This window comes from Neptuniibacter sp. PT8_73 (assembly GCF_047778045.1).
Classification (GTDB): Bacteria; Pseudomonadota; Gammaproteobacteria; order Pseudomonadales; family Balneatricaceae; genus Neptuniibacter.
In genome coordinates this window covers 614,997-634,941 of sequence record NZ_CP180545.1, presented here as the reverse complement: position 1 = coordinate 634,941, position 19,945 = coordinate 614,997, and the positions used below count along the sequence as shown (strand labels likewise).

The 19,945-nt window shown below is 45.5% G+C and carries 21 protein-coding genes; 2 read left to right on the top strand and 19 right to left on the bottom strand.

What is annotated here, in order from left to right; all coding sequences use genetic code 11:
• Positions 1-138: 138 nt before the first annotated feature.
• A complete protein-coding gene (locus ACMXYN_RS02700; RefSeq protein WP_415893387.1) occupies positions 139-2,067 on the top strand; it encodes a flagellar hook-length control protein FliK in 1,929 nt (642 codons plus the stop codon).
• On the top strand, positions 2,064-2,381 hold the full coding sequence (locus tag ACMXYN_RS02695) for an EscU/YscU/HrcU family type III secretion system export apparatus switch protein (protein ID WP_415893386.1): 318 nt from the start codon (positions 2,064-2,066) through the stop codon (positions 2,379-2,381). The genes ACMXYN_RS02700 and ACMXYN_RS02695 overlap by 4 nt, the downstream gene beginning before the upstream one ends.
• On the opposite strand, the gene ACMXYN_RS02690 is transcribed toward ACMXYN_RS02695, so the two are convergent.
• The 19 genes from ACMXYN_RS02690 to fliN all read right to left on the bottom strand — a co-directional run bounded on the left by ACMXYN_RS02690 (position 2,378) and on the right by fliN (position 19,942).
• Positions 2,378-2,782: a DUF2802 domain-containing protein gene (locus ACMXYN_RS02690; protein WP_415890245.1), complete on the bottom strand. Its 405-nt coding sequence runs from the start codon at positions 2,780-2,782 to the stop codon at positions 2,378-2,380. The genes ACMXYN_RS02695 and ACMXYN_RS02690 overlap by 4 nt on opposite strands.
• Before the next feature lie 23 nt (positions 2,783-2,805).
• Entirely contained in the window at positions 2,806-3,681 is an 876-nt protein-coding gene (locus ACMXYN_RS02685; RefSeq protein WP_415893385.1) for a chemotaxis protein CheW, read from the bottom strand.
• Positions 3,678-4,463 carry a ParA family protein gene (locus ACMXYN_RS02680; RefSeq protein ID WP_415893384.1) on the bottom strand — a complete coding sequence of 262 codons (786 nt, stop codon included), beginning with the start codon at positions 4,461-4,463 and terminating at the stop codon, positions 3,678-3,680. Before ACMXYN_RS02680 ends, ACMXYN_RS02685 begins: the two co-directional genes overlap by 4 nt.
• Positions 4,464-5,399: a flagellar motor protein MotD gene (gene motD / locus ACMXYN_RS02675; protein ID WP_415893383.1), complete on the bottom strand. Its 936-nt coding sequence runs from the start codon at positions 5,397-5,399 to the stop codon at positions 4,464-4,466.
• A gap of 2 nt (positions 5,400-5,401) precedes the next feature.
• On the bottom strand, positions 5,402-6,142 hold the full coding sequence (locus tag ACMXYN_RS02670; protein ID WP_415893382.1) for a flagellar motor protein: 741 nt from the start codon (positions 6,140-6,142) through the stop codon (positions 5,402-5,404).
• A gap of 5 nt (positions 6,143-6,147) precedes the next feature.
• A complete protein-coding gene (locus tag ACMXYN_RS02665; RefSeq protein WP_415893381.1) occupies positions 6,148-7,380 on the bottom strand; it encodes a protein-glutamate methylesterase/protein-glutamine glutaminase in 1,233 nt (410 codons plus the stop codon).
• Positions 7,381-7,405: 25 nt separating this feature from the next.
• On the bottom strand, positions 7,406-9,511 hold the full coding sequence (locus tag ACMXYN_RS02660) for a chemotaxis protein CheA (protein WP_415893380.1): 2,106 nt from the start codon (positions 9,509-9,511) through the stop codon (positions 7,406-7,408).
• A 12-nt stretch (positions 9,512-9,523) separates the two neighbouring features.
• Entirely contained in the window at positions 9,524-10,321 is a 798-nt protein-coding gene (locus ACMXYN_RS02655; RefSeq protein ID WP_415893379.1) for a protein phosphatase CheZ, read from the bottom strand.
• 18 nt (positions 10,322-10,339) lie between these two features.
• On the bottom strand, positions 10,340-10,723 hold the full coding sequence (gene cheY / locus ACMXYN_RS02650; RefSeq protein ID WP_040661672.1) for a chemotaxis response regulator CheY: 384 nt from the start codon (positions 10,721-10,723) through the stop codon (positions 10,340-10,342).
• A gap of 80 nt (positions 10,724-10,803) precedes the next feature.
• Complete coding sequence (locus ACMXYN_RS02645) at positions 10,804-11,514, bottom strand: RNA polymerase sigma factor FliA (protein ID WP_415890237.1); 711 nt, start codon at positions 11,512-11,514, stop codon at positions 10,804-10,806.
• Between the two features lie 12 nt (positions 11,515-11,526).
• The gene (locus tag ACMXYN_RS02640) at positions 11,527-12,354 is read right to left on the bottom strand and encodes a MinD/ParA family protein (protein WP_415893378.1); all 828 of its coding nucleotides are present in this window, start codon (positions 12,352-12,354) and stop codon (positions 11,527-11,529) included.
• A gap of 15 nt (positions 12,355-12,369) precedes the next feature.
• Positions 12,370-13,806 carry a flagellar biosynthesis protein FlhF gene (gene flhF, locus ACMXYN_RS02635; protein WP_415893377.1) on the bottom strand — a complete coding sequence of 479 codons (1,437 nt, stop codon included), beginning with the start codon at positions 13,804-13,806 and terminating at the stop codon, positions 12,370-12,372.
• 42 nt (positions 13,807-13,848) lie between these two features.
• Entirely contained in the window at positions 13,849-15,957 is a 2,109-nt protein-coding gene (gene flhA, locus ACMXYN_RS02630) for a flagellar biosynthesis protein FlhA (protein ID WP_415893376.1), read from the bottom strand.
• 143 nt (positions 15,958-16,100) lie between these two features.
• On the bottom strand, positions 16,101-17,240 hold the full coding sequence (gene flhB / locus ACMXYN_RS02625; RefSeq protein ID WP_415893375.1) for a flagellar biosynthesis protein FlhB: 1,140 nt from the start codon (positions 17,238-17,240) through the stop codon (positions 16,101-16,103).
• Between the two features lie 9 nt (positions 17,241-17,249).
• A complete protein-coding gene (gene fliR, locus ACMXYN_RS02620) occupies positions 17,250-18,023 on the bottom strand; it encodes a flagellar biosynthetic protein FliR (protein ID WP_415893374.1) in 774 nt (257 codons plus the stop codon).
• A 3-nt stretch (positions 18,024-18,026) separates the two neighbouring features.
• On the bottom strand, positions 18,027-18,296 hold the full coding sequence (fliQ, locus tag ACMXYN_RS02615; RefSeq protein WP_415893373.1) for a flagellar biosynthesis protein FliQ: 270 nt from the start codon (positions 18,294-18,296) through the stop codon (positions 18,027-18,029).
• A 13-nt stretch (positions 18,297-18,309) separates the two neighbouring features.
• The gene (fliP, locus tag ACMXYN_RS02610; RefSeq protein ID WP_415893372.1) at positions 18,310-19,059 is read right to left on the bottom strand and encodes a flagellar type III secretion system pore protein FliP; all 750 of its coding nucleotides are present in this window, start codon (positions 19,057-19,059) and stop codon (positions 18,310-18,312) included.
• Positions 19,046-19,498 (bottom strand): flagellar biosynthetic protein FliO, encoded by a 453-nt coding sequence (gene fliO / locus ACMXYN_RS02605; RefSeq protein ID WP_415893371.1) that lies wholly within the window; start codon positions 19,496-19,498, stop codon positions 19,046-19,048. Before fliO ends, fliP begins: the two co-directional genes overlap by 14 nt.
• A gap of 3 nt (positions 19,499-19,501) precedes the next feature.
• On the bottom strand, positions 19,502-19,942 hold the full coding sequence (gene fliN / locus ACMXYN_RS02600; protein ID WP_415893370.1) for a flagellar motor switch protein FliN: 441 nt from the start codon (positions 19,940-19,942) through the stop codon (positions 19,502-19,504).
• Between the last annotated feature and the right edge of the window lie 3 nt (positions 19,943-19,945).

The following is a 19,945-nucleotide window of genomic DNA, read 5'->3' as shown; positions in this document are numbered from 1 at the left end:
TACGAATATCTGATTGCACGGCACTGTTGTATTGCTTTCTAAAAGTTGGATTCTTATCCTCATTTAGCAGCATATATTTCTCATAGAATAACGCCCGCACGCTCCTTACTCATTTCCTAGGACTAGAGGTTACTAAACTTGCTACCACAACTACCTGCTATTCCACTGCAAACAACCAGCAGTAGTAGCGATTCTGCTCAGAATGTAAATCGACTGTTCCCAGTCGGGCAGAACGTCAGTGCGACCGTTGTAGCGGTAAGTAGGGATCAGATCCAACCGGAAGTATTTAAGCTCAAACTGGAAGTTAACAATCGTTTGATACAGATGGGTGTCTTTCAAGCCCTACCTGTAGGGCAGAAAATTAATGTAAATCGTCAAAGTGATGGCCAAATTCAAATCACGCCGCAACCTGCACAGACGGGTAATACAGCCAATACCCAGACCAGTAATACGCAAAACCAACCGCAACAAACACAGCAAAGCGCTAACAATACGGCCACTAGACCTGATCAAGGAATACAACTAAAACTGGCCCAATCAGGTGATATTCTAAAACTTCCTGCTGATACTCGTGTTACCGCTGCAGTCATCAGCAGTCGCCCTGTCTATCCACCTTCTACACCGAGTACTCAGCCAGTACAAACTAATGCAGCGAGCACCCCAACAACGCCGCAACAAATATCAGTAACACCCCAACAAACAACATCTACTTCGCAACAAGCCATAACAACTTCTGGTCAGCCAAATAATATGAGCCCGGCAGCCCAACAAGCACCCGCGCCAACCGCTCAGGCAAGCACCTCTGCAGCAGGCGGATCAACCCCAGTACAACCGGCAATTGCATCCACACCAACAAGTGTTCAGAGCAATACTGCCCAAGCAACAAATACTGCGGGGGCTCAGCCGAACATTACAACGCCAATCAACAACAGCGCGCCGCAAAACCAACCCGCTCCCACAACTCAAGGGGCAACTGCAGTAACTACCTCACAAACCACTGGACCTTTGATACAACCGCAACAGCAAAACATTGCAGATAAAACTAACCCAGCTGCACAACAGGTCCAACAAAACCCTGCACCTGTTAGAACAGGCCCACCAATACATCACCTTGTAAGCTTGGCGCTACCAGACGGTTCAAAAGTAGAGGTTCAATCGCCTCGGCCTATTCCACAGGGCGCTCAACTGCAATTGGTCTCTAACGGCAATCAAAACGTTCAGGTTCTGCGTATTCAGGAACCACCTCTGACGTTAAATTCTGCGTTAGACAAACCAGCTATACAGGAAATACTGCGAAATACTTTGCCTGTACAGCAACCTACAGCTACTGTTTTTAATCAGTTGGCACAAGCCACTTCGACTGAGGCGAGCCAAACCTCTCAGATAGGCAGTGTAGTTCGTAGCATGCTGAACCTGTTTGGCGTCCGCCCGGGGAGTAGCGAAGCGCCCTCTCAGATACGTCAAAACGTTGAATTAGGTGGGTTAAGTACTGAGCGCCAATTAAGCCAAGGACGAAGTGCAAGCCCTTTAGACATGAAAGCCCAGTTGCAACAATTGCAACAGCTCAGCGACAAACTTCCTGCTGAACAACGAGAACGTTTTGATCAAATCATTAAAGGCCTCCAATCTAGGGTTACCAGCCAACAGATAAACTCTCTTCATCAGTGGCGCGAGCTGCCAGATGGCGGATTTGAGCGCGTATTACAGCTAGATCTACCGATTAAACAAGGTGAAAGCTGGGAGAATTTAGAACTTAGACTTAGCCGAGAAGGCGGGACTAACGCTGCAGGCGAAATGATTTCAGTTTGGCGGGTTCGACTGCATTTTGATCTTGAGGAGCAAGGCGGCGTCGATGCTGAAATCAGATTAACAGATGAGCATGAAATCAGTACGCTATTCTGGTGTGAACAAAAAGATACCGCAGAAAAATTGAGAGAACGCTCTGAAGAGTTTGCTGATAAATTAAGAATGTGTGGTTTTAATAATTCAGAAATCACTTGGCACGAGGGTCAAGCCCCTCGTCAGGATCAGGTGGTTCATAAACAGCTAGTCGATCTGCATACATGAAATTTTCCAAACCTGATTTAGATGCTCCGCGACAAAAAGCGATCGCCCTGAAATACGATCAAGAGATGGGTAAGGCCCCGCTCATCGTTGCTAAAGGTATGGGGGAAATTGCCGAACAGATCATTGCGCTCGCAGAAGAAAATAATATCCACATCCACGAAAGCCCTGAACTTGTGGAAGTGTTAATCAGACTTGAACTGGGTGACGAGATTCCTGAATCACTCTACAGAGCAATTGCGGAAGTAATTGCCTTTGCTTACAGCCTAAAACATGATCCGGCTGAGATCATAAAGGCAGCAGAGCAGAAGAACTAACGATCTGAACCTAATGCCTCATGAGGCGCTTGTAACTCTTTATGCAACAGCGCCATTAATTCCGCTTCAGGTCGACCTAACCCACAATTTTTGACCAGATCATCAACATCCGCTCCCATCTCCATTAAACGGGTCGCTTGATTGTAAGCCAAAGCAGACGGGTCTCGGTTTTCTAATTCCAGTTGTTTATCAGCGGTGAGATTCAGCTTCTGTTCCACCTCAATAAGACGACGCCCCATACCGATAGAACCATTAGTCATTGCTTGAATTTCATTGCGCAGAACATTGATAAGCGCCTGATGCTGACGCTCATTTTTTTGTAAGCGCTTGAACAGCACGTAGCTTGTACAAGCCGTACCCAACGCGATGATAAGTAGAACAATTTCAAACAATGACGGCATTATCTCTCCAAAGCCTCTATCCGTTAGAAAGCCTTATCAAACTGATTCATCAATTCAGGAATATCTAGAATGGCACAACGCTCTTCCATGTAAGTACCCCATAGCCACTTACGTGGATTATCATTGCCAGCCCAAGAGACTTTATCCGCTGGGATCCGCACCGATTTTACCAATTCATCACAAGCTAGGGCCCAATGGCGACCACGAAGAATGATTAATTCATCGTATTTAGCCATCTCAGGCTGGTAACGCTCTGGAATTAACCACAATGCAGTATCAATAACATTGGTATCTGCGCTGGTTCCACCAAAGCGACCTAGACACCAATCATGTGCGGCATCCAACGTTAGAGAAACAGAACTTAAATGCACAGCTCCTTCAATATAATCGAACGGAATCGCTAAATTTAAGCCATGCATCTTGATCAACACACAATTGATCTCTCGGCTTGTTGCCCCCGAACCTGCAGCTAATTGCGCCTGATCTGGAGTTGTCTCCGGTGCTGGCTCTGGCTCTGGCTCTGGCTCTGGCTCTGGCTCTGGCTCTGGCTCTGGCTCTGGCTCTGGCTCTGGCTCTGGCTCTGGCTCTGGCTCTGGCTCTGGCTCTGGCTCTGGCTCTGGCTCTGGCTCTGGCTCTGGCTCTGGCTCTGGCTCTTCAGTATTTTGATCTGTCGATTCAGCAAGCAAAGCATTTTCTTCACTTACAGCACCTAAACCTTGATGCTCTAAACTTTCTTCTGCTGCGATCTGCTCTTCAATTGCGGCAATTTCAGCTTCCGTATCAATTGCCCCCGCATCAGGATCTGAAAGCAACGATTCTAGATAATCAAAAACAAGCTTTTGGACGCCATGAACTTCTACTTCATCCTGTTCAAGAGGCTTTTTATCTGACTGACTCATAAGGCCTCCTGCTTTTGACGTTCAAGTAAAGTACGTAATAAACGCGCATAGGAATGAACCCCCCGACTACTAGAGTCCATAACCGAAGGCACAAGTCCTTGAATACTCGCATTTCTAAATTTGGTATCTACCGGAATAACTGCGTTAGAAATTTCATTAGGGTAGTTATGATGAAGTTCTCTCAAACTACTTACTGAGGCTTGAGTTCTGCGGTCATAGAAGGTCGGAATAATCGTAAAGCTCAATTTTTTGCTACGAGCACGGTTAATCATATTGATCGTTCTAACCATACGTTCTAGACCTTTCAAAGCTAAGAACTCAGTCTGCACAGGGACCAACAAGTGCTCACAGGCAGCAAGTGCATTAACCATCAACACCCCTAAAACAGGTGGACTATCAATCAACACATAATCATACTGATCGCGGACATGCGCTAAGGCTTTTGCAACCTGCAGCCCCATGCCTTCAGCACCTACTGCTTTACGCTCTAATGTCGCCATTGCTGTAGAAGCAGGGATTAGCTCGATACGCTCATGACTACTTTTTAATAACAGGCGGGTTACGTCATCTTTTTGAACTTGGCTACTGCCAGTGAATAGGTCGTAGACACTGTCTTCTAATTCATCTGGGTCATAACCAAAATAACTGGTCAAAGATCCATGCGGATCCAAATCAATCAACAAGACACGATAGCCGACCTCCGCCAATAACCCGGCGATTGTCACTACTGTTGTTGTTTTGCCGACGCCACCCTTCTGGTTGGCAACTGACCATACATGCATTTAATTGTCTTCCTGTTCCGGTGATTTCGGTTCAGCTCTTCTGAACAAAACATCACCATCTCCGGTTTCTACCTGTTCAATTACGGGTACTGTTTCTTCTTCCGGCGTTGATAACACCGTTGATACAGCATCAGCACTGACCTGCTGACTGCCAAATGAAGATACTGTCCTACGGACTTTCTCGTCTCGAGAAACGACAATCAACACTCGGCGATTTAATTTCTGACCTTCTGCGGTACGATTACTGTAAGCGGGCTGAAACTCACCATAACCCACAGCAGCCATTCGCTCTGGCTCTACTCCAAATTGAGCCAACAATCTTACAACTGCAGCAGCTCTAGCTGCTGATAGTTCCCAATTTGAGGGGTACGCATCGGTCGATATTCTTTGGTTATCGGTAAACCCTTCCACGTGAATAGGATTAGGTCGCCCCTTAAGCATAATCGCTATCTGCTCTAGCAATTGGTCCGCAAGAATATTAGGTAAGGCACCACCTGAATCAAAAAGATAGTGAGATCGAAGCTCAATAGAAAGCCAAAGATCATTACCTGTAATTCTTAATTGACCTTCATCAATCAGCTTAGCAAAAGCTACAGCCATCTCCTGCTGCAAGGCTTTTAAAGCATTTGTTTCTTCCTGATCTGGCGGGGAAATTGTAACTTCCGGCACATCCACATCGGTTTTACCACCTATAAAGATAGCAAATCCACTTTCACTCTTTCCTTTGCCCGGAGCTGGATTACTATCAATTGCTTGATCTACACCAACAAATACGCCAGCTAACGCTTCCGTTAAATGTTTATACTTTTCTTCGTTAACCGATGAAATTGCATACATCACGACAAAAAATGCAAACAGCAAAGTGATAAAGTCTGCATAGGAAATAACCCAGCGGTCATTCCGGACGCTATCATCTACTATCTGTCGGCGAGGCATAATTATCTCAAATAACCTTGGAGACGTTGTTGAATCGCCTTAGGATTTTGCCCCTCTGCAATAAACATCAATCCCTCTAACACCATCTCTTGAGCCTGATATCTCATTGAGATCAAACTCTTAATTTTATTTGCTACCGGAATCAAGAATAGGTTCGCGATCCCAATACCATAAATAGTCGCGACAAAAGCAGTTGCGATACCAGCACCTAGACCTTCTGGATCAGAAAGGTTACTCATAACATGAATCAAACCTAAGACCGCACCAATAATCCCAAGCGTTGGCGCATATCCGCCCATACTTTCTATTACTTTGGCACCTTGAAGATCTCTTTGTTCCATCGTAATAAGATCAACCTCTAGCGTACTTCTAATAACATCAGGTCCTTTACCATCAGCCAATAAAAGCAGCCCAGTCTTAACAAAGTCATCCTTATGCTTTTCAGCTTCATCTTCCAGCGCTAAAAGCCCTTTTCTACGAGCAATCACACACCATTGTACAATCTCATCACTTTTGCCCTGGAGGTCTTGTTGATTTTTACCGAAAGCCCAACCAATCAATTTAATTGCACGAGCAAAATCTTGTTTTGGCGACTGAATAATCGCAGCAGCTAACGTGCCACATATAACGATTGCCGCGGCAGGCAGGTTTAGAAGCTCCTGGGCGTGCCCGCCCTCGAGATAGTTACCACCAAGAACGGCTGCAAAAGCAAGTAATACACCTATTACAGCAGTGAAATCCATCGCAACTACCTTCTATTACTCAAAATTGGCCCAAACTCGGTTAGGTCTAAAATTTCATTAGCTAATCCAGCATTGACTACAGCCTGAGGCATACCATAAATGGTACAACTTGCTTCATTCTGCGCCCAGATTGTCGCCCCTTGCTGACGTAGCATTTTTGCACCATCCCGGCCGTCTGCACCCATACCTGTCAGAATAATACCAAGCACTTTGTTGCCATAACTTTTAGCTGCAGATGCATAGGTAACATCAACACTTGGCTTATAGGTTAATCGCTCATCACCCGGCATAATTCGGATTTTATCCAAACCACGTGGATCAATAATCATCTGATGGCCGCCGGGTGCCAATAGGGCCCGACCAGGTAGCAAACGGTCTCCATCCTCAGCTTCTTTCACTGAAATTTTACATTGCTGATCAAGGCGCGTAGCAAATACCGACGTAAACGTCTTAGGCATATGCTGAACTAACAAAATAGGATGGGGAAAATTAGCAGGTAACTGGGTCAATATCTGCTGAAGAGCAGCTGGACCACCCGTTGAAGAACCAATGACGACAATCTTACAACCGGAAGGAACAGAAACTTTTGACGCAGGCTTATAGGCAGCAGTTTTTTTGACTTCTGGTTGAGCCGTTTTTGTTTTTAAATGTGAAGCTGTTGGTCGATCTCTTAGAGGCACGTTCGATGAAGGACGAGGTCTTTCTATCGGCCTAGTAGATCTTGCAGAAGGTGCCGACCTAGTTGGCTTAGTTTCCGTTTCAGGCCTAAATACCATCGACTTACTTTTACTATCGCCAGAGCTAAATGGAGATATAAAAGTGCTACGAAGTTTAGAATGACGCGAACGACCAAGTTCAACAACTTTATCTCTAAGCTGTTTTTCCAAAGATGCAGAATGCTCCATCCAAGCACGCATATCTTTGGATAAGTAATCCAGCGCACCTGCTTCAAGAGCTTGTAATGTGACCTGAGCCCCCTCATGAGTTAGTGAAGAGAGCATCAGTATATTCGTTGGGCATTCCCGCATGATCACTCTGACTGCTTCAATGCCATTCATTTGCGGCATCTCCACATCCATCGTGATCAAGTCAGGTTTTAGCTTCTTGGCCTGCTCAACGCCTTCCTTGCCGTTTTGAGCAGAGCCAACTACTTCTATTCGACTATCCCCTGAGAGCAAGTCAGTAATACGGTGCCTAAAGAAACCAGAATCATCTACCACCAGTACCTTAACAGACATCTTTAATTGCTCTCACTCAGGTACATCAAGAAGCGTGATATTTTAGCAAGTTAGGGATATCAATAATCAATGCGATACGACCATCACCTGTAATAGTTGCACCAGACAAACCTGGTGTACCATGCAGGATCGTACCTAGAGGTTTAATTACAACCTCCTCCTGACCTACAAGTTGATCAACTACAAATCCAACTCGCTGCGTGCCAACAGTCACAATAACCACATGGCCTTGTTCTGGTAGATCTGCGCCTTGCTGGCCATCGATCAACCAACGTTTGAGGTGGAATAGTGGTAACGCTTGATCACGAACAATAATCACCTGCTGACCATCAACGATATTTGTCTTAGTCAAATCAAGGTTAAAGATCTCGTTAACATTCACCAAAGGCAATGCAAACGCTTGATCTTCCAAGATAACCATCAACGTTGGCATGATTGCCAATGTTAGAGGTACCTGAATCGCAATACGCGAACCTTGACCGATTACAGAATCAATATTCAGCGTACCATTTAGCTGGGTAATTTTTGTCTTAACAACATCCATACCCACGCCACGACCAGAAACATCAGAAATTTCTTTCTTAGTTGAGAAACCCGCAGCAAAGATCAAGTTAAAGCATTCTTGTTCAGTAAGACGTCGAGCCGCTTCAGCATCCATCATGCCTCGCTCGATTGCCAGATTACGCAGTTTTTCTGCGTCCATACCGGCACCGTCATCTTGAATCACCAATAGAATGTGGTCACCTTCCTGCTCAGCAGAAAGCAATACATGACCTTCTCTTGGCTTACCTGCTGCTTCACGCACATCAGGTGATTCAATACCGTGGTCTACTGCATTACGAACCAAGTGAATCAATGGATCGGCAAGCGCTTCAACCAAGTTCTTATCTAAATCGGTATCTTCACCACGCAACTCTAGGCGAATCTCTTTTTTCAAGTTACGTGACAGGTCACGAATCAAACGTGGGAATCGACCAAACACCTTCTTAACAGGCTGCATTCGCGTTTTCATAACTGACATTTGTAAGTCAGCCGTAACCATATCTAGCGTACCTAACGCCTTCGCCATCTCTTCGTCTTCACGGGTTACACCAAGACGAACCAAACGGTTTCGAACCAATACTAGCTCACCCACCATGTTCATGATCTTGTCTAGCAAGCGTGTATCTACACGAACATTACTTTCAGGCTGAGGCTTAGCTTGCTGGTGCGCAGCTTTAACTGCTGCCGCAGCAGCACTTTCACGTTTTTCAGGCTCTGGAGCAGCTGGTGCCGGAGCAGGTGCAGCAGCCGGGGTTGGAGCAGCTGGAGCTGGTGCCGGAGCTGGCTCTGGTGCACTAGCTGATGCTGCAGGAGCTGGAGCAGCTTTTTCTGCAAACGCCCCCTTGCCTTGAGATTGCAGTTCATCCAGCAATGCTTCAAATTCATCTTCTGTTATCAGATCACCACCCGCAGGTGCTGCTTCGGCAGCAGGTGCTTTTGAACCGCCCTCTGAACCAGGCCCTTTACCTTGACCATGAAGTTCATCAAGTAATGATTCAAACTCATCTTCTGTAATTAAACCATCATCAGCCGCACTCTCTTCTGCAGGTGCAGGACCGCCTAGATCATCTAACAACATATCAAACTCATCTGAGCTCTGATCCGCATTATTAGCTACAGGCTCGGGAGCCGGCGTTGGAGCTGCAGGAGCAGGTTCAGGAGCCGCCGGAGCCGGTGCAGCCTCAGCAGGAACTGGCGCACCACCACTTGCAAAAGCTATTAGCGCCTGAATAAGTTGTGGATCAGCATTTTCTGGCTCTTGACCGCCTCTTACGGCATCAAACATCACGTTTACAGTATCAAGTGCCTGCAGTACTACATCCATCAGTTCTGGCGAAACCTTAATTTCGCCATTTCTCAACATATCAAAGAGATTTTCTGCGTTATGGCAACAATCAACCATTGGTTCAAGTTGCAAGAAACCCGCACCACCTTTTACGGTATGAAAGCCACGAAATATTGCGTTGAGCAGATCACTGTCATCTGGACGCTGCTCCAGATCGACCAACTGTTCAGATAATTGCTCAAGGATTTCACCTGCTTCGACAAGAAAATCCTCAAGAATCTCCTGATCCACATCCAAACTCATACGGCGCTCCTCTTAAAAACCCAGACTGGAAAGCAGGTCATCGACTTCATCTTGATTGCTGACAACATCAGCACTGTCTTTATTAACCTGCGGCCCTTCAGCCTGAATAGGATTCTTTTTATTATCCTGTTTGTCATCTTCAGGCGCTTCTAGCACCTCGATGCCAGACAATTTTTCTACCTGCGCGGCCATCTCCATCAAACTAACTAAGTGCGTTTCTACATTTGTCACCAAGTTAATAACCCGACGGATTAACTGCCCCGTAATGTCCTGATAGCTCTGAGACACCACAATATCGGTCAATTCTGACCGCAAAGTTTCAATTGTCTTTTCTGATTCTTCTTTAACTGCACATGTACGGTCATAGACGCCATTTAAATTGTCGTGCTCTTTTTCCAACTGACCAACAAGCGACAATAGATCTTTAAACCGTTCACTCTGTGAATCTAAACGATCAACCAAACCCAGCGCTTTATCGACTCGGTCCATGGTTTCATGTGCATTTTTTTCGGTAACTTCAATAACATAATTTAGACGATCAGCTGCATCCGCATCTTTTGGCGCTGCATCATCATCTAATTCCAAGCTAGTACCAAGCTCAGTAGAAAAGGCTTTTATTGCTTCATGCAGGCCACGAGTCAGATGACCTACTTCACTAAAGAAGGTCTTATGTCTGAATTCATGGAGTTCTTGAATCAGATCCATGGCTTCAGATAGGTTTCCCTCATTGAGGACGGAAACCAATTCCTGAGCCTTCAACTGCAATTCCATTTCGAAGCGCCCTACACCTTTATCTGTTCCTGCAATCATTACAACGGACCCTATTTTTTATCCTAGGCGTTCAAAGATCTTATCAATCTTTTCTTTCAGCACTGCTGCAGTAAAAGGCTTAACAACATAGCCGTTTACCCCTGCTTGCGCCGCCGCAATAATCTGCTCTTTCTTAGCTTCAGCTGTAACCATAAGCACAGGCATATGAGCTAAGTTAGGATCAGAACGAACCTCTTTTAAAAGATCGATACCGGTCATTCCTGGCATATTCCAATCGGTGACCAGAAAATCGATACCCCCTTGCTTGAGGATTGGTAGTGCAGTCTGACCATCATCCGCTTCCTGAACATTTGTCATGCCCAAATCACGCAATAGGTTTTTAATAATTCGTCTCATTGTGGAAAAATCATCCACTACAAGAATTTTCATGTCTTTATTCAAGACGGCCTCCTGTTAGAACTACGCAACTCGTTGAGTCTACACTTAATTACCGCAATTACGTTGAGTCTGGTCAACCCTTTTTATTGCCAATCACTTAGTCGCGAACGCAACCTTAACGCTGCTTGACTGTGGATCTGACTAACTCGAGACTCACTTACACCTAAAACTTGACCAATTTCTTTCAAATTGAGCTCTTCATCATAATAGAGCGCTAATACCAACTTTTCCCGTTCTGGTAAGTTATTTATAGCTGCACTTAGCGCTTTTAAAAACGCTTCTCGCTCAAAATTTTGATTTGGACCAGGGTCATCGTTAGCAAAAGACTCCCCTGGACCTTCATGCTGAGGATTGATCATTTCCTCAAAACTAAAGAGTCTGCTATCTAAACTATCCTTTAGCAAATTGTGGTAATCAGCAACACTGATCCCCATCTCTTTAGCTACTTCTGAATCTGTTGCATCGCGCCCTGTACGACCTTCTATCTGCTGAATTGCTTCAGTTACGCGACGACTATTACGATGTACCGAGCGCGGCGTCCAATCGCCACGGCGCACTTCATCAATGATGGAGCCACGAATGCGGATCCCTGCATAAGTTTCAAAGCTCGCCCCTTTCGAAGCATCATATTTACTCGCTGCTTCGAGTAAACCAATCATGCCTGCTTGTATTAGATCATCCAGCATTACAGTTGCAGGCAAGCGAGCAAGCAAGTGATGTGCAATACGTTTAACTAGCGGCGCATACTGCTCAATTAGCTCTTCACTCGTTTGTAATTGCAGCTGGTTGTACATACCGCCTCTTTGCTAATCCGAAGGGCGAACTCCTTGAACGAGTCGCTCAACAAAAAACTCTAAATGACCTCGGGGCACAGTCTGAACTGGCCACCCATTTACTTTATTCGCTAATTGACGATATGCCAAGGAGACTTTGCTCTTTGGAAACGCTTTTAAAACAGCTACTTGACGCTGAACCGCCTTACGAACATTTTCATCATAAGGTATTGATCCTACATATTGAAGGGTCACATCAAGAAACCTATCAGTAACTGTTAATAACTTCCCGAACATATTGCGTCCTTCCTGCTCACTTCGCACCATATTGGCAAGAACACGGAAGCGGGTCATTTTATAATCCCGATTTAACAGTTTAATTAAAGCATATGCATCAGTAATTGAGGTGGGCTCATCACAAACAACCACCAAAACTTCTTGTGCAGCTTTGACAAAACTTACTACCGAATCAGATATACCAGCCGCCGTATCGATAATCAGAACATCAGTATCATCTGCCACTTCATTAAAAGCATGAATTAATTCGGCATGCTCATGCGGAGACAGCGCGGTCATCTCTTGTGTACCCGATGAAGCCGGAACAACCTTTAGATGCTCTCCTACATCGAGCATAATATCTTTTAAGCTGCATTCACCATTCAACACATCCGCAATATTCTTTTTCGGGCGCAAACCTAACATTACATCGACGTTAGCCAAACCTAAATCCGCATCCATCAGGATAGATTTATGACCTAGATCACCTAAAGCTAGCGCCAAATTCACGGACACGTTCGATTTACCAACCCCACCTTTACCGCCGGTAACCGCAATAACTTTAACGGGTTTATGTTGATTCATTATTAATTCCCACCATTAACCCGTTTTATAGATTGAATCGAGCGCAGACATTTTCTTTTCTGCCTCTATAGCTCGCTGGGCCGTAATAACCGCCCGACTAACTAACTCATGTTTTTTAGCAATATCAATATCATCAGGGATACGCTGGCCATCGGTGACATAAGATACCGGCAAACGCTTTTCAACGATCAAAGAGATCGCTTCACCTAAACTCCCCGATTCGTCCATCTTGCTCAGCACACAACCATTTAAGCCTAACCCTTGATAAGCATTAAACGCCTGCTCGACAACCCTACGTTGACTGCTGCACGAAACTACTAACAACTTTTTAAGGCGCAAACTCACACCTTCAAGCATCGCCAATTGGGCCTCACTATGCGGCTCGTTAGCATTGAGACCTGCCGTATCTATCAGTACCAATCTCTTGTTTCGGAGAGAGTGCAAAACATCATCCAAACTATTATTTTCATCAACGACTCGAACAGGAACATCAAGAATTCGCCCAAAGGTTCTTAGCTGTTCATGAGCTGCAATTCGATAGGTATCAGTCGTTACCAACGCCATGCTTGAGCTGCCGTATTTCAAAACATGGCGCGCTGCAAGCTTACCAATAGTCGTCGTTTTACCCACCCCTGTTGGCCCGACAAAAGCGATCATCCCCCCACGCTCGATAAAATCTTCACCCATGACTGGAATCGCATCCGACAAGCGCGTCAGTGCATTTTTCCATGCTTTATCCGGCGCCAAACCAGACTCAACATGAGAAAGCAGGTGTGTAGATAATTTTTCACTCACACCTAATAACTCAAACTTTTTCTGCAACGGTGATTTTGTAGGAGCGGACGCTTGCACATTACCTTGGGCTAAAACTTGCTGGCTTAGTAGGTTTTTAAGCTGCGCAATTTCGTCCTGCATTGACTGTATAAGATGATCTGCCCCTTCATTTGAAGGTGCAGCCGACATAGATAACTCACTTTGCAGATCCAAGCCTAACCCAGGATCGTCTACTACAGGCTGCTGCATAAAGTTTTGGTGAGCTGCATTGGCTTTTTGCCTCTGTCTTTGCTTAAGCGAGGTCAAAATTTCTCTGAGATCATCATCTTGCTCGATCTGCTTATTTACCTGACCCGGAACGTCATAATTTTGACTTTCTTGTTTCCCTTGGGCTTCCGCTATCTGCATTCGCGCCTTTTGCAGCTCACCGTCTAAGTCTCGATTAGAAGCACCACCGCCCGTTAACACGTCAATTTGGGACTGCCGTTTTTGCGTTTTCTTTTGTTTTCGTGAGAACTCTTGCTGAGCCGCCTCATAATCATTTTCATGAGCAGCCACAACCTCAACCCCACCAGCAACACGATGGTTAGACACAATAACAGCGTCCGGACCTATTTCATCCCTAACCCGCTGCATAGCCTGTCGCATATCCGGCGCAAAAAAGCGTTTTACTTTCATATCAATTCCTTATCGGCCACAACAAGCTGGGCTAAAGTACGTTTATGCCGCATTTTCACCCCCCACTGTCGAGACAATTGTGACCTTTTTATTTTCAGGAATTTCCTGATAGGAGAGCACATTAATCTGATGCTCACCATACCTAACAAACTTAGCCATGAGCGGTCGCACTGGCGCCGCAACTAAAAGAACTGATGGACGCCCCATCATTTCCTGCTGTGTAGCAGCCTCTGACAAAGAGGACTGTAGCCTCTCAGCCATACCCGGTTCCAACACCAACCCATTATCCTGCCCCTGCTGAACCGAGTTCAATAAGAGCTGCTCCAATTGTGGAGCCAAGGTAATCACCGGAAGCTCCGCCTCAGAACCATTGATGTTCTGGACAATTAAACGAGATAAAGAAACCCTTACCGCCGCCGTCAATGCCAATGGATCCTGCGTCCTGTTAACCGCATCTGCCAACGATTCAGCAATAGTACGAAAATCTTTTAGCGGCACCTGCTCCATCAACAAATTCTGCAGTACTTTAAGAAGAATACTGAACGACAATTTAGCTGGAACCAATTCATCCACCAGCTTCGGAGAGCTCTTCGTAAGCATATCCAATAGCTGCTGAACCTCTTCATGCCCCAATAATTCATGAGCATGAGACTGGAGCAACTGATTCATATGTGTTGCCACAACTGTGGAAGCATCAACCACCGTATAACCTAGTGATTGCGCGTGTTCTTTTTGCGATTGCTCAATCCAAATTGCATCCAAACCAAACGCTGGATCTTTTACTTCTACACCTTGCAACTTACCAAACACTTGACCTGGGTTAATCGCCAGCTCACGGTCTGGATATACTTCTGACTCACCTACAACCACGCCCATTAAAGTAATGCGATAAGCGCCAGGCAAGAGATCTAGATTGTCTCGAATATGCACCGAAGGCACCAGAAAACCCAAGTCCTGTGACAGTTTTTTCCTCACACCTTTGATGCGGCTCAACAACTGCCCACCCTGCATCTTGTCAACCATGGGGATTAAGCGGTAACCCACCTCAAGGCCAACCATGTCGACTGGCATCACATCATCCCAATCAAGCTCTCGTTTCTCTGACTCGTCCTCTTCAGGCATTTCAGCTTCTTGCTGCGCCTGTTCCTCTTGTACAGCCTCTTTCTCAACCTGTTTTTTGTGAATCCACCAAGCACCACCACCTGCCAGAATAGCCAAAGACAAAAAAGCAAAATGCGGCATTCCAGGGATAATACCCATGATAGTCAGAATACCTGCAGCAACAGCCAAAGCCTTTGGCGATGCAAACATCTGCGATACAACCTGACCACCCATATCATGGGAAACATTCTGACGGGTCACCATTATCGCCGCAGCTGTGGACAGTAGTAATGAAGGCACTTGCGCAACCAAGCCATCACCAATGGTTAGCAGTGAATAAAAACGCATGGCAGTCTCAAAATCGAGATCATGCTGCAACATCCCGATACCCAGACCACCCAAAAGATTGATCACAAGAATCAAAATACCAGCAACCGCATCACCACGAACAAACTTGGAAGCACCATCCATCGAGCCATAGAAATCCGCTTCTTGCGTTACATCCTCTCGCCTGGCCTTTGCTTCTTCTTGCCCAATTAGACCCGCGTTCAAGTCAGCATCAATCGCCATCTGCTTACCAGGCATAGCGTCCAAGGTAAAGCGAGCACTTACTTCAGAGATACGGCCTGCACCTTTAGTTACAACAACAAAGTTGATAATAATTAGGATGAGGAAGACGACAAAACCAACAACATAATTACCGCCGATAACGACTTCACCAAAAGCCTCGATCACTTTACCGGCAGCATCGCCCCCCTCATGACCATAGAGCAAAACCACACGAGTCGACGCGACATTCAGGGCAAGACGCATCAATGTCGCAACAAGGATAATGGTCGGAAAAATTGCAAAATCTAGCGGGCGATTTGAGTAGACACAAACCAATAAAACAACAATTGAAAGTGCAATATTAAAGGTAAAAAGCACATCCAATAGAAAAGGAGGTACCGGCAATGTCACCATTGCCAAAATAACAAGCAGCAGTAAAGGCACGCCGATATTACCGCGCCCTAAACTTTTAACATTGTCTAAAATAACTGCCTTATCCACTCAAACCCCAAACGTCAAAAAAACATCACAACAGCAATTAGCACTCAATTCATCTTACAAACAGACATAGGTAGAGCAATAAAATCTGATGTTTTTTTGACGAATAGTTATACCGACTCTAAATTCTGCAATTTTTGCGCCAATTAAAGGTCATCTTTGAATTCATCAGGGATAGGTAATTTATCGACTTGTAAGTTACTTGGACGCTCCGCTTCACGCTCTTTATATCGCTTCAACTGGAAGACGTAAGCAAGTACTTGAGCCACAGCCATATACAAGCCGGAAGGAATCTCGTCATCTATTTCAGTGGAGTTATAGATTGCACGCGCCAAAGGCGGCGCAGAAAGGATAGGAATATCATGTTCATCGGCTATTTCTCGGATCTTTAATGCTACAAAGTCCGCTCCCTTAGCCACTAGGATCGGCGCACCACGCCCTTCGCCCTCGTATTTTAAAGCGACCGAGTAGTGAGTCGGGTTGGTGATAACTACATCAGCCTCAGGCACTGATTGCATCATTTGTCTTTGAGCAATCTCACGCTGTAGCTGTCGGATACGCCCTTTGACCTCTGGCTTACCTTCGGTATTTTTCAGCTCATCCTTGACCTCTTGCAAGGTCATTTTCATCTTCTCAGTGTAGTCATACAGCTGATAAGGCACATCCACAACAGCCACAAGAATCAAAACCGCACTCAGCGCCATAAAGACCCAGATAATGGTCTCTAATGCCGCATCTATCGCGGGTCGCGCCTCAAAGGTACCCAGCGCCAACAGATCCCCCCTGATGGTCCACAAAATCAATATGGCAAATCCGCCGACAAGCGAGAACTTTGCAATCGCCTTAAAAAGCTCGATCAATGACTTCAGGGAAAACATCCGTTTAAGGCCTGCTAAAGGATCTATTCGACTACCTTTAGGCGCAATAGACTGCGCACTGAAGTTCCACCCCCCTAAGGCAATAGGCCCAACCAAAGCGGCGATTAAAAGAACTCCAAATATCCCAGCCAAGCCCATAAGCGACTCTTTAGCCGAAATAGCGAAATGAGCCAGCATTTTATTAGTATCAAATACCGCATCCCTATCGAGAACAAAATTACTTTCCATAACGCCGAGCATACTGTTGGCGAGCTGCGCACCGAAAATAATCACAGAAAAAACCGCAGCCATAAGCACTAGCGTCGTGGCCAGTTCTTTCGACCGAGGAACGTCCCCCTTCTCCCGAGCTTCTTTTATTCGCTTGGGTGTGGGGTCTTCTGTTTTTTCCTGACCAGAATCTTCAGCCATAATCGCAAATCACAGAAAAAGGTTCTCGATATAATCCAAAACAAAGGCAGAGATCCGCATATACTGATCTAAGAAACCACCTAAGTTCACCCAGTTAATAAATAGACCAAGCACCATGGTAAATGGAAAGCCTACCGCAAGAATATTTAATTGCGGCGCAGCTCGAGACATAATACCAAACGCCATATTCACCACTAAAAGAGCTGTTACTGCAGGCAACGCCATCAGCATAGCAGCTGAAAACATCCAGCTACCCGCCATCAAAATACGCCAGTAGCTACTTCGATCTACTGCCTCCAAGCTTATAGGGACAATATCAAAGCTTCTAACCACTATCTCAATCATCACTAAATGACCATTGAGTGCCACAAAGATCATCATAATTAAGGTCAGATAAAACTGACCCAACATAACGACCGAAATACCGTTAGCAGGATCCGTCATTGACGCAAAACCAAGACCCATCTGCATCGCGATCATCTGACCGCCCAATACAAAAATCTGGTAAAACACCTGAAACAAAAAACCTAACATAGCTCCAACCAGTATCTGCTGAGCAATAATTAGATAGGTATTAAGATGCAAACCATCGAAGTCAGGCATTGCCGGCAACAATGGCGCGACCACCACAGTTACAGCTAGGGCCAAGAACAAACGCACACGAGCATTAATAAGCTGGCTACCTAACAGGGGCACTGCCATAAAGAATGAAGCAATACGAAAGAAGGGCCACAAGAAGGCCGCTACCCACTGTTCTATCTGCAGAACACTCAGCTCAAACAATGGTCAACCTATAAGGTATGGTATGTTTTTCACTAGATTAGTGAAATGTTCAATCAACTTGGTCAGAATCCAAGGCCCCGCCCACATAATAACCAAGATAGTGATTATCAAACGAGGGAGGAAACTTAACGTCTGCTCGTTAATTTGTGTAGCCGCCTGAAAAGTTGATACAACTAAACCGACCAACAAACTAGGTACAATAATGACACTAACTAATAAAACGATCAGCCAGAAGGCCTCACCAAAGAGACTAAGTACGACTTCGGGTGTCATATTTCCTCCTTAGCTATATACCAAAACTGGCAGCTAATGTCCCTATCACCAGCGCCCAACCATCCACTAATACAAATAGCATAATTTTGAATGGCAAAGAAATAATTACTGGCGATAGCATCATCATACCCATAGCCATCAATACACTGGCAACCACCAAGTCGATGACCAAAAATGGAATAAACAGCATAAATCCGATCTGGAAGGCAGTTTTTAACTCACTGGTTACAAATGCAGGAACAAGCACGGTAAAAGGGATCTGCTCAGCCGTTTCCACGGCCGGTGTGCCAGAAATCCTCATAAAGAGATCCAGATCACTTTCGCGAGTTTGCAGCATCATAAAATCACGAAACGGACCGCTTGCCGCTTGAAAAGCCTCGAACACTCCCATCTCTTCATTGACATAAGGTGTTACTGCCTGCACATACACTTTGTCCAAAACAGGCGTCATAATAAACAACGTCAAGAACATCGCCATACCGACCATAATCTGGTTAGACGGCGTTTGCTGAAGACCCAATGCCTGCCGAAGAATCGCAAAGACAATAATAATGCGAGCAAAAGAAGTCATCATCATGAGCATTGCTGGCAGGAATGTCAGCATAGTCATGAGTGCGAGCACTTGAAGTGTCACACTGTAATTACTTTCACCATTTTCTCCGGTTGTAAGGGTTACAGCCGGAATTCCCACATCGGCTGCGTTAGCTAGATGTGGAAAAAGAATGGAAACAAAAAGAAGTGAAACTAACTTAATCAGCCTCATCAACGCTCCGTCGCTTTGAAATAGCCTCTCCTAGGCGTGCAGCAAAGCTCTCACTCGGCTGATCATCAACAATAGGCTCATCGAAAGCGTGCAAATGAGAAACTCGACCTGGCGCCACACCTAGTAATAGCTGCTTATCACCAACTTGGACTAACACTGCTTTCTCACGTGTGCTCAAAGGCAATACGCTTAAGACCTTCATATGGCGAGCCATTGGTGTAACACCGCTAAAACGTTTAAAGCACCATGAAAGGATAAAAATCATGCCAATGACAAACAGCAAGCCTAATAGCAATTGCGTGAGAGCAGCTGCAGAGAATGGCTCTTGATAAGTTGTAGCAGGCACGACCGAAGGCTTTGCACCCGAAGCAGTTTCAACACCCAACGCAAAAGCAGTAGGCGAGATAGAAACAAGCAGGCATAACAACCAAGATCGCATAGATTACTTAAGACGCTTGATTCGTTCTTGAGGGCTGATCACATCGGTCAGACGAATACCGTAACGATCATTTACAACAACCACTTCACCATGCGCAATGAGAGTTCCATTCACCATAACATCCAAAGGTTCACCTGCAACGCGGTCCAACTCAATAACAGAACCCTGATTAAGCTGTAACAGGTTACTAATTGGAATGTCCGTTTGACCTACTTCCATAGAAAGCGTTACCGGAATATCCAAGATTACATCAAGCTTAGGATCTGTGACTGGGGTACCTTCATCAGTTAATTCATCCAATTCAACTGAATCGCCCGTCACACCTGTTTCGGCAAGCAAAGCATCAGGGTTGACAGTTTCGCCACCCTCTTCGGTGACCTGCTCCTCCATGGCCGCAGCCCATTCGTCGGCTAACGCTTGCTGGTCTTCAGTTTCATCACTCATTGC